We start from the raw sequence: 12,467 nt of genomic DNA, 5'->3' as shown, positions 1-12,467 counted from the left end.
TCATCGGTGTGTGCCGGTGCTGACGTGACCGGTCTGCATCAGGCGCACACCACGGCGGGTGACGAGCTGGGCGCGTCCGGGCGGGAGCCGCCGCGGCGCGGCCTCGCCCAGGAACTTGCCCTCCTCCTTGGGGTAGGAGAACAGCGTGGCCGGGGTGCCCAGCTCCCACATCCGGCGCACGACCGGGTCCATCATGGCCCGCATCGCGCCGGACGTGCTGCGCGCCAGGATCACGTGCAGCCCGACCGAGGAGCCCTGCGCCAGCAGCGGGAGCAGCGGTTCCAGGGTCGAGCCGACACCGACCCCCTTGGTCATCAGGTCGTAGTCGTCGACCACGACGAACAGTTCCGGGCCTTCCCACCAGTCGCGGCGGCGCATCCGTTCCGAGGAGATGTCCGCGCCGGGCAGCCGCCTGGTCATCGAGACCGAGGTCTGCCCGGCCAGCTCGTAGAGCCGGTCGCCGGTGAACGCCGCACCCACCTGGTAGGCCGCGTCGATCGCGGTGTCCAGGTCGCGCCGCGAGTCACCGAGCACCACCTTGGCCTGCTCGGGGGTGTAGCGGCGCTGGATGGCGGCGAGCACCAGCCGCAGCATGTTCGTCTTGCCGGTCTCGTTGTCACCGAAGACCAGCAGGTGCGGGGTGGCCAGGAAGTCGTGCCAGACCGGGGCGATGCGCTGCTCGTCCTGGCCCAGGCAGACCCGGAACTCCGGCTCCGGGTCGGGCAGGCTCGCGGCCGGCAGGCTCGGCGGCAGCATCCGCACCTGCGGGGCCAGCGGGCCGGGCCAGAACGTGCCGATCTCCTCGACCACCGCCTTGGTCGCCTCGGCCAGGTCACCGACCGCGGACAGCCCGTCCATCCGCGGCAGGCCACCGAGGAAGTGCAGGCCGGTCGAGGTCAGGCCGCGACCGGACTGGTTGGGCACGGTGGCCGCCTTGCGGGCGCCGACGTCGGACTCCATCGAGTCGGCCAGCCGCAGTTCGAGGCGGGTGCCCATCAGGTCACGCAGCCAGGTGCGCATCTCCGACCAGCGGGTCGCGGTGACCATCACGTGCACGCCGAACGACAGGCCCCGCGAGACGATCTCCTGGAACTTGCTGTCGAGCTCCTGGAAGTCCTGCTTCATCGTGTACCAGCCGTCGATCACCAGGAACACGTGACCGAACCGGTCGTTGATCTCACCGCGCGCACAGGCGGCCAGGTAGGAGGCCATCGAGTCGAGCCCGCGCTGGGCGAATTCCGCTTCGCGGCGCTCCATGATTTGCAAGATCTCTTCGATGGTACGAACGACCCGGTCCCGTTCGAGTCGCGTCGCGATCGAGCCGACGTGCGGCAGCCCGGCGATCGAGGCGAGCCCGCCGCCGCCGAAGTCGAGCCCGTAGAACTGCACCTCGCGCGGGGTGTTGGTCAGCGCGAGCGCAAGCATCAGGCTGCGCAGCAGGGTCGACTTGCCGCTCTGTGCGGCGCCGGCGATCCCGACGTGCCCGTCGGCGCCACCGAGGTCGGCGGTCAGCAGCTCGCGGATCTGCTCGGCGGGCCGGTCCACGATCCCGATCGGCACCCGCAGCTTGCCCTGCATCGCCGGGTCGTCGACGGTCATCCCGCGTCGCGGGTCCGGTACCACGCTGGGCAGCAGCGAGTCCATGCTGGGCGCGGCGGACAGCGGCGGCAGCCACACCTGGCGAGCCGGTGGGCCGGACCCGGCCAGCCGGTCCAGCAGCACCTCGACCATGCTCGGCCCGGTCGGGGTGGCGAAGTCCTCGGCGAGCACCGGGCCGGCCTCGGCCAGCTCGCGCGCCGGGTCGTAGCCGCCGGCGATACGCCGGGTGGTGAACTCGACGACGTCCCGGGACCCGGCCGGCCCGCCGGCCACCGCGACCCGCCCACCGGCGCCGGTGTACGGGCCGGAGACGTACGCGGACTTGAACCGCACCAGGTTCGTCGTGTCGATCTTCAGGTAGCCGTTGCCGGGCTCGGACGGCAGCTCGTAGGCCGCGCCGACGCCGATCACCGCGCGCGACTCCATCGAGGAGAACGTGCGCAACGCCACCCGGTACGACAGGTGGCCCTCGACCCGGCTGATCCGGCCCTCGTCGAGCCGCTGCGAGGCGAGCAGCAGGTGCACCCCGAGGCTGCGGCCCAGCCGGCCGATCGACACGAACAGGTCCATGAACTCGGCCTTGCTCGACAGCAGCTCACTGAACTCGTCCACGATGATCAGCAGGACCGGGAACGGCACCAGCTGGGCGCCGGCCGAGCGGGCCTTCTCGTAGTCGAACAGCGACGCGTACCCGCTGGCGCGCAGCAGCTCCTGGCGCCGGGTCATCTCGCCGTTGAGGGCGTCCTGCATCCGGTCGACAAGCGGCAGCTCGTCGGCGAGGTTGGTGATCACCGCCGAGGTGTGCGGCAGCCGCTCCATGCCCATGAAGGTCGCGCCGCCCTTGAAGTCGACCAGGACCAGGTTGAGGATCTCCGAGGAGTGGGTGGCGGCGAGCGAGCAGACCAGGGTGCGCAGCAGTTCGCTCTTGCCGGAGCCGGTGGCGCCGATCAGCAGGCCGTGCGGTCCCATGCCGCCCTGCGCGGACTCCTTGAGGTCCAGCTCGATGACCTCGCCGTCCTCGGTGACCCCGATCGGCACCTGCAGGCGGTTCCGTTGCGGATTGCGGGTGCGGAACAGCGCTTGTACGTCGTACGCGTTGAGGTCGCGGATGCCCAGCAGCGAGGTCAGCTCGAAGTCGTTGGTCAGCGGCTCGTCGACCACGTCGAGGGTGCCGCTGGTGCGTTTGGGCGCCATGCTGCGCGCCAGCGCCAGCGCCTGGGTGCCGTCGAGCACGTCGCGCACCGCGGAACCGACCGCGTCGCCGGCCGGGAACGTCACCTTGTCGTCCTGCACGCTCAGCCGCAGCACCTTCGGCCCGCCGGGCATGGTGCCGGTCAGGTCGATCAGCACGACGTTGCGGATGCCGGTGCCCAGCAGCCGGGAGCTGTCCGGGATGTCGGCCAGGTGCGCCAGCACCACCACGAACGGTTCGGCGGTCGACGGGCGGGCGGTCCGGTCGTGGTCGCCGCGGTCACCGACCTCCGCGCCGAGCAGGTCCATCAGGTCGTCGTGGCTGCTCGCGAACAACCGGACCGGGCCGGCCGCGTCCACCGCGCTGGGGTGCGCGTTGTGCGGCAGCCACTTGATGAACTCCCACGGCTGGCGGTGCACCTCGGTGGCCAGCACCGCGATGCGCACCTCGTCCGGGGCGTGGAACGTGGCCAGCTGCGCCAGCATCGCCCGGACCAGGTCGATCGCCGGTTCGGCCTCGCCCTCCAGCTCGATGCTGGTGAAGCTGCGCAGCCCCACCGAGACCGGGATGCCGCCGACCGTGCGGTACGCCTCGGAGAAGCGGCGCAGCGAGATCGACGAGAGTGGTTCGAGGTCCTCGATCGGCTTGGTGGTCGGCGGGATGAACTTCAGCAGCGCGTTCTGCCGGCCCAGCCCGATCCGGACCCGGCCGAAGTCGTCGTGGCTGGCCCGCCGTTCCCACAGCCGGCTGCTCATCGCGATCGACCACAGCCAGCTCGGCTGCGGGTTGTTCCACAGGACGAACTCGCGCTGCTGCGCGGCCGCGGTACGGGCCTGTTTGCGCAGCTGGGCGATGTAGCGCAGGAAGTCCCGGCGTTCGCCGCGCATCTTGCGTTTGCGTTCGGAGGCCGACTTGCCGATCTGCATGACGCCCATCAGCAGCATGCCGCCGGCCATCGCGCCGCCCATCACGTACATGATCGGCGCTTTGCTGTAGAGGCCGAACATGGCCATCATGCCGCCCATGCCCAGGCCCATCGGCACGATCATCGCGAACGACCGGAAGTCGAGCGGGGCCTCCTCGGCCATCAGCGGCGGCTCCTGCAGGTCGATCTCGCCCTCGGGGCCGTCCGGGCCGGTCGCGCGCGGCGGCCGTTTGACGGTGACCGTGCTCATCCGAGCACCCCGGTGTCGCCGGCGCCGCCGCCCCAGACGTCGTCGCTCTGCTGCAGCAGCTTGACGGCGTACCGGTCGTTTCGGAAGCGCTCGACCACGCGGGCCTCGTCCTCCTCGTCGCCGCGGGCCCGGCTCTCCTTCTCCTTGGCCTTCTCCTCGGCCTCGGCCTGCTCGCGTTCCTTGGCCTCGTCCATCTCCTGGGCCAGGGCGTTCATCATTTCCCAGCGTTCGTCCACGCTGAGGATCGGTCCCTCGCCACCACACCCGACGGTCGGGATCAGGTCCTGGTCCGTGGCCGGCTTGGTGGGCCGCCAGACCGGACGCGGCGCGGCGAGCCCGTCCTCGTTCCGATCAGGCATCGGCTGGTTTCTCCTCGTGCGTACGGTTCGGCTCGTCCTGCAACCACCACGAGTCGCCGGCGTCGTCCCAGCCCGCGGTGTCCCCGCCGGACTCGTCCGGCCGGACCACCGGTACGTGATCCTCGGCGGCCGGGAGCATATCCGCCTCGATCTCGGCCTCGGCCTGCGGCGTCCACCGCTCGGGTGCTTCGGTCAGCAGCTCGGCGGCGTCCGGGGCCTCGGGCTCGGCACGCTCGTCGATCTCCTCGGTGACGGCGGCCAGCGACGGCAGCAAACCGAGGTTCTCGGCCGTGGCCGGCTCCGGCTCCTCCGCGATCGGCGTCTCGCCGGCCTGCTCGCCGGGGGTCTTCTCCTGCGGCTCCTCGTCGGACGAACCGCGGACCGGCAGGAACGGCAGGATCAGCAGGTCGTCGTCGCGCTTGTCCTTGCCCGGGGCCTCGACCGCCGGGACCGGGGAGCGCATCACGTCGACGGCCTGCATCGGCATCGGGACCTCGACCGGCGTGGGGGCCTCGGGCAGCGCGGTCACCGGGACGGACGGGTCCGTCCCGCTGCCCGGCTCGCCCTGCCACGCCGCGTCGTCGCGCTGCGCCGCCTCGGGCCGTTCGATCGGCGCCACCGGCACCAGGTGCGGCGCGGCCGTGAGCGGGTTGCCACCGGCCGGCAGCGTCGTGCCCAGGCCCGCACCGCCGGCGTCGGCGCCGCCGGGCGCGTCCGGCCCGTCGACCCCGCCGAGCTTGACGCCCGACCAGTCGGTGTCGTCGCCGGTGAGCAGCCCACCCGCGTCCGGGGCGTCCGGCAGGCTCACGCCACCGGCACCACCGGGCGCACCACCGCCGGGCATCTGACCGCCGGGCATCTGACCCAGACCGCTGCCACCGGGGTTCGCACCACCAGACCGCTGCCACCGGGGTTCGCACCACCGGGCGCGTCCGGCACGTCCACCGACCCCAGCGTCGGCGCCTGCCAGTCCGCCTCGTCACCGGTCAGCAGCCCACCCGCGTCCGGAGCGTCCGGCAGGCTCACCCCGCCCGCGCCACCACCGGCACCGCCGCCCGGCATCCCGCCGCCGGGCATGCCGCCCAGACCGCTGCCACCGGGGTTGGCACCGCCGGGCGCGTCCGGCACGTCGACCGATCCGATGGTGGTGGGCTTCCAGTCCGATTCGTCGCCGGTCAGCAGGCCGTGCGAGTCCGGGGCGTCCGGCAGGCTCACGCCGCCGGCGCCACCGCCCGCGCCGCCACCGGGCATGCCACCGCCCGGCATGCCCGCGCCCACGCCACCGCCGCTGCCACCGCCGACGCCGGGGCCGGTGAGGCCGGGGATGTCGATCCCACCACCGATGCCGGTGCCGCCGGACGTGTTCGCGGTCGGCGCGGACGGGACCTTCGGCGGGGTGAACGCGCCCACGCCGGTGCCGGAGCCGATGCCCCCGCTGGATCCGGCGCCACCACCGATGCCGGTGCCGCCGGACGTGCCGGGCGGCTTGGGCAGTTGCGGCGCGGTGAACGTCGGAACACCGCCGCCGGTCAGGCCCGATCCGCCGCTGCCGCCACCGATCCCGGTGCCGGTCGGTGTGTCGAAGCCGGGCAGGCCCGTGGTCGGGGTGCTGAAGCTCGGCGTCGAGATGTTCGGGGTGCTGATGTTCGGCGTGGAGATGTTCGGGGTCGAGATGTTCGGGGTCGAGATGTTCGGCGTGCTGACGTTCGGCGTGGAGATGTTCGGGGTCGAGATGTTGGGCGTGGAGATGTTGGGCGTGCTGATGTTCGGGGTCGAGATGTTCGGGGTGCTGACGTTCGGCGTACTGATGTTCGGGGTCGAGATGTTCGGGGTGCTGATGTTGGGCGTGCTGATGTTGGGCGTCGAGATGTTCGGGGTGCTGACGTTCGGCGTCGAGACGTTCGGGGTGCTGGGGCTCGGGGTCGGCGTGTTCACCGGGGCGTTGCTGCCGGTGTTCGCGTTCACCGCGCTGGTGGTCGCCTCGTACTGGGTGGCCACCGTGTCGACGACCTTGAGCATCGCCTCCGTCATCGGCTTCTCGAACGGGCTGCCGGTGATCGAGACCAGGCCGTTGCTGCCGACCGCGTTGTTCGCCTCCCGGGACAGCGCCGCGAACGACTCGTCGAGGTAGGCCATCGTCTTCTGGCCCCACTGCAGGTACTGAGCACTCGCGTTGAGCTGCGACGGGACCGAGTTGATGCTGCCGATCCCGGCGGCGCCGGAGATGTGCTCGGCCTGCTTGCCGATGCTCTTGGAGAGCCCCTCCATCTTGGTGAGGAACGCGTTCGCGGCCGTCCCCTGCCAGCCCCGGCCCTCACCGGCGATCGCCTTGGACTGGTCGTGCACAAACGTCTCGAGCCACAGCAGTGTGCTGAGCGCGCGCTGGAAGGCGGCATACGCGTCCATCACGGACTGCGCGTTGACCAGCGTGGCGGCCCGGGCGATCTGTTCCGGCGTGGCGATGCCCGCGGCGCCGGTGATCGAGGCCCGCAGCATCGCCCAGCCGCCGGACGTCCGGGCCCAGCCCTGGTAGTCGTTGAGGTCCGTGGCGTCGACGGTGGTCGGCGACCACCAGCCGCCCCCGGATTCTTCCCAGTCCTTGCGGTCGTACTGCTTCGCCATCGCCCTGATCCTCGAGAGAACTGAAAGTTACGCGCGCCGGGCCACGGCCGGGCCCGGCGCCGCGGCGGTCAGGCGGAGCTGCTGCCGTGGTTGCCGACGCTGGTGATCTGGGCCCAGGCGTCGTCCATCACGCCGTCGAGCTGGGTGGTCGTGACGGTGTTGAACTCCTCGGCCGTCTCGTACTCGTCCATCATCTGCTTCAGGTCGACCTGCAGGTCGACCAGCGCCGTCTGCAGCGTCAGCATCAGGTCCATCGCCTCGCCCTTGAGACCCGAGCTGGTCGAGCCGGTGCCCTCGATCTTCTGGCGCATCACCTCGGCCTTGGCGAAACCGCCCGGCTTCATGTGGACGTCCTTGAGCTGGTTGTGCGCGTCGATCAGGATCCCGGTGCCGGCGGGGTCGGCGACCGCCTTCAGCGCGTCGATGAAGTGCTGGATCGCCTGGTGGCTGACGACCAGGTTGCCGTCCGGGTTGTTCTGCACGTCGTACGTCGGGATGTTCGGCTGGGCGAAGCCGGAATCCTTCGTCGGGATGTACGTGTGGTGCGGGTCAAACGCGTCCGGCGTGACCGTGGCCGGCTGGGTCGTGCCCTGGTAGGTCTTGACGAGCTCTTTCCAGTGGCTCGTTTCGAGCACATTGTCCTTGTACCACTGGTAGGTGTCCTTCTGCTCCTGGTTGTACCCGGCCCAGTCGAACGGCGGCTGGTACCTGCCGGTGTGGTGGTTGTTCCAGTTCGTCAGGTCCTGATGGATCTTGTCGATCAACGAGTCGGTCCAGCCCGCCGGCTTGCCGATGGTGCCGTCGTGCGTGCCTAGGACGCCGATCTGCTTGATCGCCTCGGTGTTGGCGTAGTCCATGTTCGCGCCCATGTCAGCTGACCTCCGTCGCTCGGGCTTGGTGAGAACGCATCGCCGGCCTGGTCAGGCACGCCAGGCCGGCGAGGAACCGGCCCTGCGGCCGGCGGGGTGGGCCGGCGTCGTGCGACGCCGGCCCGGGCGGTCAGCCGCCGCGGACGTCGTTCCAGATCGAGGCCTGCCGCTGCTCGGTCGTGCCGTAGTTGTCCGAGATCTGCAGCAGGGTGGAGCGCGCCTGGTCGAGGTAGGTGGACATCTCGTTGGCGGACTGGTCCCAGACCTGCTTGGAGACCGTGTACTGCTCGCGGGCGGCACCCGTCCAGTCGGCCATGCTGCGCTCGACACTCTGCTCCATGTCGGTCAGCGCCGACTTGATGCGGGTGTTGATCTGGTTCATGTCGTACAGGGTGGCATCGGCCTGATTGAAGTCGAACCGGAAGTCGGACACCGTGTCGGGTCCTTTCTGAAGCTGAGGGGTGGTGGGGAGGGCGGATCAGATACCGGGGAGGGCCTGCCCGAACGACTGCGCGGTCTGCGCCGCCGAGTCCTCGGCCTCGGTGTAGCCCTTGGTCGTGACACCCATCACTTCGAGCATGTTGACCAGCTCGTCGATGACCCGCTTGAACGAGTTCTCCCAGCTGTCCATGGCCTGGTTGAAGCCGTTGGACGCCGTGCCGGTCCAGCTGCTCTGCAGGGTGGCCATGTTGGAGTTGACGTTCTGCAGGTAGCCGGTGAACTCGGTGGCCCGGTCGGAGAACTGCTGGGCAGCGAACTGCATGCCCTGCTGGCTGGTTTGCACCGTAGGCATCGTCACGTCGGTAGCTCCTCTTCGTGGTACAGGTCTGGGAACACACGGTCCGAAGTGGATGCCGATTCGCGCCAAAGCTGTTTACGACATCCGTCCCGATCCACGCATGTCGACGTCATGAAACCGCCCGCCATGAGACCTGTCAAACACCAGTGGCAGAAGGCGGGCATCTTTTGGGCAGGGCGCAATCAGGAAAACATACGGAGACAAGGCGACGTAACGACGAATTTTCCCAAGCTTGCTATTGTCTCGCGGGCCTGGGCTGCACCGCCGCCGCAGGTGCTCACCGAGGGGGTTGCATGAACGGCAGCGAGCGCATCGAGCAGCTCTTCGCGGAGTACCAGCGACAACGCGACAACCTCGCGGACATGCAGCGGAAAATGAGCGAGATCTCGGCCTCGGCCACCTCACCGCGCCGCGAAGTCACCGTCACGGTCGGTCAGAACGGGGTGCTCACCGACATCCAGTTCGCCAACGGTGCGTACCGCCGGATGACACCGTCCGATCTGACCGCTGTGGTTATGACCACATTCGCCGAGGCGAAGGAGGCGGCCATGGACCAGGCCGCGCAGATCCTCGCCCCGATGCTGCCGGACGGCCTGAACGCCGCGGATCTCGTGCGGGGCAAGGCGGGTGCCGACGCGTACCTGCCGGCCGAACCGCGGATCGCGACCAGCGTCCGCGAGATGCTCGGGATGCGGGGGCCGACGGCATGAGCACCGCGCGCGGACAGATGTGGGTCAACCCCGACGGCGTCGTCAACGTCGGCCGGGCCTACGGCGAGCACTCCGACACGTACGCCCGGCACGTGCGGGCCATTCACCAGCTGCGCAACCAGTACGGCGAGGCGTGGGGCGACGACGAGACCGGCCGGGAGTTCTCCAAGAAGTTCCTGGCCGGGCTGGACCAGCTGGAGGCGCTGGTCGGCTCGGTCCGCGGGACCCTGGACTACACCTCCGAGGGCCTGACCACCGGCGGCCGGCAGTACCGCGCGGCCGACGACGACGCGCGCACCGCGGGCTACAAGATGGAGCAGGACTTCAGCGACCTGTCGGTGCCCACCGGCACCGTCGCCACCGCCCGGGTCACCGAGGGCACCCCGGCCGAGCCGATGTCCCGGCTCACCCGGTCCACGCGGCCCGCCACCGAGGCACAGCCGCTGCTCGCCCGGACCATGTCGGCCCGGACCGAGGCGCAGCCACTGCTCGCCCGCACCTTGGCGACCGAGACCGAGGGGCGGCCGCCGCTCGCCAAGACGGCCCGGCTGGCCGTGGCGGACTCCGACGGCCTGCCGCTGGAGGACGCCCAGCTCACCCCGCGGATCAGCGCCGCGCTCACGCCGGCCATCCCGGCGATCTCGTCGTACGTGGCCAAGCCCGAGTACACGACCGCGCTCGTCGACGGCCGGCCGCTGCCCGAGGGCTACCGCCTCGAGGCGCTGAACCCGTTCGCCAACGGCACCACCCGCATCGACGCCAGCCTCTACGACGCGGTGGCCCCGATCGGTCACACCCCGGTCACCAACGCCGAGGGCCGGCCGCTCGACCCGGACGGCAGGCAGTTCTTCATGGTCAAGGACAACCCGCATGCCGACCCGACGGCGTCCGGCTACCGGCCGATGTTCCTCAGCTTCACCGCGGACGGCAGCGCCGCACCGCTCGGCCCGGCCTACTGACCTCCCGTGCCCGACTTCCACATCCCGCACGACCCCGAATGGCAGTGGGTCTACGACCTGATCCTGTACGGCGTCGGCGAGGAGTTCCCGCAGGCCGACCCGACCCAGCTGCGCGCGATGGGCGACGACCTCTACCAGTTCACCAACACGCTGCTCGGCGGGATGGCCGCGACGGCCAACCTGGGCAACGCGCTGAGCGCCCACCAGGACGGCCAGGCCGCCGAGGCGTTCGGCCGGTTCTCGCGCGGGATCACCCAGAGCATCCCGCAGGGCGCGAACATCTCGACGTCGCTGGGCGGTGCGTCGTACCAGTTCGCCCTGGACTCCGAGTCGACCCAGTACGGCATCGTCATCGCGGCGTTCACCCAGGTCGTCGAGATCGCGATCGCGCTCTCCTCGGGCTTCGGCGCACCGGCGGTCCCCGGGCTGATCAAAATCGGCCAGGAGATCGTCAAGACGCTCATCGAGATGCTGTCCACCCGGCTGCGACAGGTGCTGCAGCACCTGGTGTGGGAAGCGGTCCAGGAGGGTCTCGAGGAGCTCTGGCAGAGCGCGGCCGGGCAGATCGTGCAGATGGCCGAGGGCCACCGGCACGGCTTCGACTACAAAGACCTGGGGATGTCGTTCGCCGGCGGCGCGTTCATCGGCGGCGGCGTCGCCGGGATGCACATGATCGGCGGGAAGTTCTTCCCGAAGTTCACCAAGAACGTCTTCGGCGGCGAGGTGCTGTCCGGCGGCGCCGAGACCCTGTTCGAGGGCCTGTTCAACATGATCGTCGGCGGCGGTGGCTTCAACCCGGGCGCAACGTTCACCTCCTCGATCATCGGCGGGATGGCGCACAACGGCGCCTACGAGATCGGCCAGGCGATCGGGCCGGGCACCGGCGGCGCGCACGGCGACCTGCCGCCGTCGACGCTGAAGTCCGCGGTCGGCTCAGGCGGGAACACCCCGCCGGCGCTGACCACCGGCGTGGCTCCCCCGACCACCGGCACCGGCAGCCACACCGACACCGGCTCACCAACCCCCAACCCAACCGGCGCGGGCACAGGCACAGGTGCAGGCACGGGCACAGGCACAGGCACAGGCACAGGCGCGGGCACTGGGACCGGCAGCACCGGCACGGGCACGGGAGCCGGCGGCACGGGCACCGGCACGGGAACTGGCAGCACCGGCACCGGCACCGGCAGCACGGGCACGGGAACCGGAGGCACGGGCACCGGAACTGGCGGCACGGGCACCGGAACTGGCGGCACGGGCACCGGAACCGGAGGCACCGACACGGGCACGGGAACCGGCAGCGCGGGCACCGGGACCGGCAGCACGGGCACCGGCAGCACCGGGACCGGGACCGGCACGGGCACCAGCGGCACTGGCGGTATCGACACGGGCACAGGAACTGGCGGCACCGGCACAGACGGCACGGGCACCAGCACCGGCGGCACGGGCACCGGGACTGGCACCGGGACTGGCACCGGCGGGACAGGCACCGGCTCGGTCGGCGCCACCACCGGCGACGGCGCGCCGAGCACGATTTCCATCGGCGGTAATTCCCCGGGCGGTTCGCCATCGGCCACCGGCCCAGACGGCAATTCCGTCACCGGCAATCCCACCAGTGACCAAACGGTCACCGGAAACAACGGTGGAACAAATTCCAGCGGAAGCAATACCAGCACCGATACGGCAAACAGCGGATCCGTCGGCAGTTATACCGGGAATGGCACCACCACTGTCGGTAACGGCGGGACTGGAACCGCCGTTCAGCCGGACATCTCGCACTCCGGCGACACCACTATCGGTACGGGACAGTCGAACACCGGTATCCAGAACACCGGCAATCCCAACCCCGGCACCACGAATACCGCAACCGGCAATCCCAGCAGCGTGGGCAATCAGCCCTCCGGCACGAACCCGGCCACCGGCACGAGCGAGACCACGCCGACCCGCAGCAACCCCGGGACCACCGGCACACCACCACCCGCGACAGCGCCGCAGACCTCGACAGTGGTCAACGCGCCCCCTATCGCCTCCGCCACCACCAGCCCGGCGCCAAGTGGTGGCCTCCCCGGCTTCGACACCCCCGCACCGGCCGCAACCACTACGAACCCGGCCGCGAACACCCCCCCCGGCCCGGCGACCAACAGCCCACCCACCACCGCCCCGGCCAGCAGTACCAGCACCACCAC

General features: G+C 70.5%; 10 protein-coding genes. 3 read left to right on the top strand and 7 right to left on the bottom strand.

The genetic code is table 11. From position 1 onward, the window contains the following. The 7 genes from eccCa to ADL15_RS47720 form a co-directional block, all read right to left on the bottom strand. Nucleotides 1–3,966, bottom strand: a complete 3,966-nt coding sequence (gene eccCa, locus ADL15_RS47750; RefSeq protein ID WP_067707119.1) for a type VII secretion protein EccCa — start codon at nucleotides 3,964–3,966, stop codon at nucleotides 1–3. Continuing rightward, nucleotides 3,963–4,325: a hypothetical protein gene (locus ADL15_RS47745; protein WP_067707116.1), complete on the bottom strand. Its 363-nt coding sequence runs from the start codon at nucleotides 4,323–4,325 to the stop codon at nucleotides 3,963–3,965. Before ADL15_RS47745 ends, eccCa begins: the two co-directional genes overlap by 4 nt. Continuing rightward, nucleotides 4,318–5,133 carry a hypothetical protein gene (locus ADL15_RS47740; protein ID WP_157442061.1) on the bottom strand — a complete coding sequence of 272 codons (816 nt, stop codon included), beginning with the start codon at nucleotides 5,131–5,133 and terminating at the stop codon, nucleotides 4,318–4,320. Before ADL15_RS47740 ends, ADL15_RS47745 begins: the two co-directional genes overlap by 8 nt. Further along, entirely contained in the window at nucleotides 5,130–6,947 is a 1,818-nt protein-coding gene (locus ADL15_RS47735) for a superantigen-like protein SSL4 (protein WP_067707110.1), read from the bottom strand. The genes ADL15_RS47740 and ADL15_RS47735 overlap by 4 nt, the downstream gene beginning before the upstream one ends. Nucleotides 6,948–7,015: 68 nt before the next feature. Continuing rightward, nucleotides 7,016–7,816 carry a hypothetical protein gene (locus tag ADL15_RS47730; RefSeq protein WP_067707107.1) on the bottom strand — a complete coding sequence of 267 codons (801 nt, stop codon included), beginning with the start codon at nucleotides 7,814–7,816 and terminating at the stop codon, nucleotides 7,016–7,018. A 130-nt stretch (nucleotides 7,817–7,946) separates the two neighbouring features. Continuing rightward, the gene (locus ADL15_RS47725; RefSeq protein ID WP_067707104.1) at nucleotides 7,947–8,249 is read right to left on the bottom strand and encodes a WXG100 family type VII secretion target; all 303 of its coding nucleotides are present in this window, start codon (nucleotides 8,247–8,249) and stop codon (nucleotides 7,947–7,949) included. Nucleotides 8,250–8,294: 45 nt separating this feature from the next. Continuing rightward, a complete protein-coding gene (locus tag ADL15_RS47720) occupies nucleotides 8,295–8,615 on the bottom strand; it encodes a WXG100 family type VII secretion target (RefSeq protein WP_067707101.1) in 321 nt (106 codons plus the stop codon). 293 nt (nucleotides 8,616–8,908) lie between these two features. Here ADL15_RS47720 and ADL15_RS47715 point away from each other — a divergent pair, with 293 nt between their 5' ends. The 3 genes from ADL15_RS47715 to ADL15_RS54810 all read left to right on the top strand — a co-directional run. After that, entirely contained in the window at nucleotides 8,909–9,325 is a 417-nt protein-coding gene (locus ADL15_RS47715; RefSeq protein WP_067707098.1) for a YbaB/EbfC family nucleoid-associated protein, read from the top strand. Then, nucleotides 9,322–10,284: a hypothetical protein gene (locus tag ADL15_RS47710; RefSeq protein WP_067707095.1), complete on the top strand. Its 963-nt coding sequence runs from the start codon at nucleotides 9,322–9,324 to the stop codon at nucleotides 10,282–10,284. Before ADL15_RS47715 ends, ADL15_RS47710 begins: the two co-directional genes overlap by 4 nt. A 6-nt stretch (nucleotides 10,285–10,290) precedes the next feature. Next, nucleotides 10,291–12,467, top strand: a 2,177-nt coding sequence (locus ADL15_RS54810; protein ID WP_067707092.1) for a WXG100-like domain-containing protein, incomplete at its 3' end; no start/stop codon positions are given.

Origin of the sequence: Actinoplanes awajinensis subsp. mycoplanecinus (assembly GCF_001509495.1) — a bacterium.
GTDB lineage: Bacteria > Actinomycetota > Actinomycetes > Mycobacteriales > Micromonosporaceae > Actinoplanes > Actinoplanes palleronii.
The sequence above is the reverse complement of the archived record's forward strand: the minus strand, read 5'-3'. Positions and strand labels throughout refer to the sequence as shown.

Excerpts from the sequence above, each read along its gene's own strand:
- ADL15_RS47730 (WP_067707107.1), bottom strand. The coding sequence starts at position 7,816 with ATGGGCGCGAACATGGACTACGCCAACACCGAGGCGATCAAGCAGATC.
- ADL15_RS47735 (WP_067707110.1), bottom strand. The coding sequence starts at position 6,947 with ATGGCGAAGCAGTACGACCGCAAGGACTGGGAAGAATCCGGGGGCGGC.
- ADL15_RS47710 (WP_067707095.1), top strand. The coding sequence starts at position 9,322 with ATGAGCACCGCGCGCGGACAGATGTGGGTCAACCCCGACGGCGTCGTC.
- eccCa (WP_067707119.1), bottom strand. The coding sequence starts at position 3,966 with ATGAGCACGGTCACCGTCAAACGGCCGCCGCGCGCGACCGGCCCGGAC.
- ADL15_RS47715 (WP_067707098.1), top strand. The coding sequence starts at position 8,909 with ATGAACGGCAGCGAGCGCATCGAGCAGCTCTTCGCGGAGTACCAGCGA.
- ADL15_RS47745 (WP_067707116.1), bottom strand. The coding sequence starts at position 4,325 with ATGCCTGATCGGAACGAGGACGGGCTCGCCGCGCCGCGTCCGGTCTGG.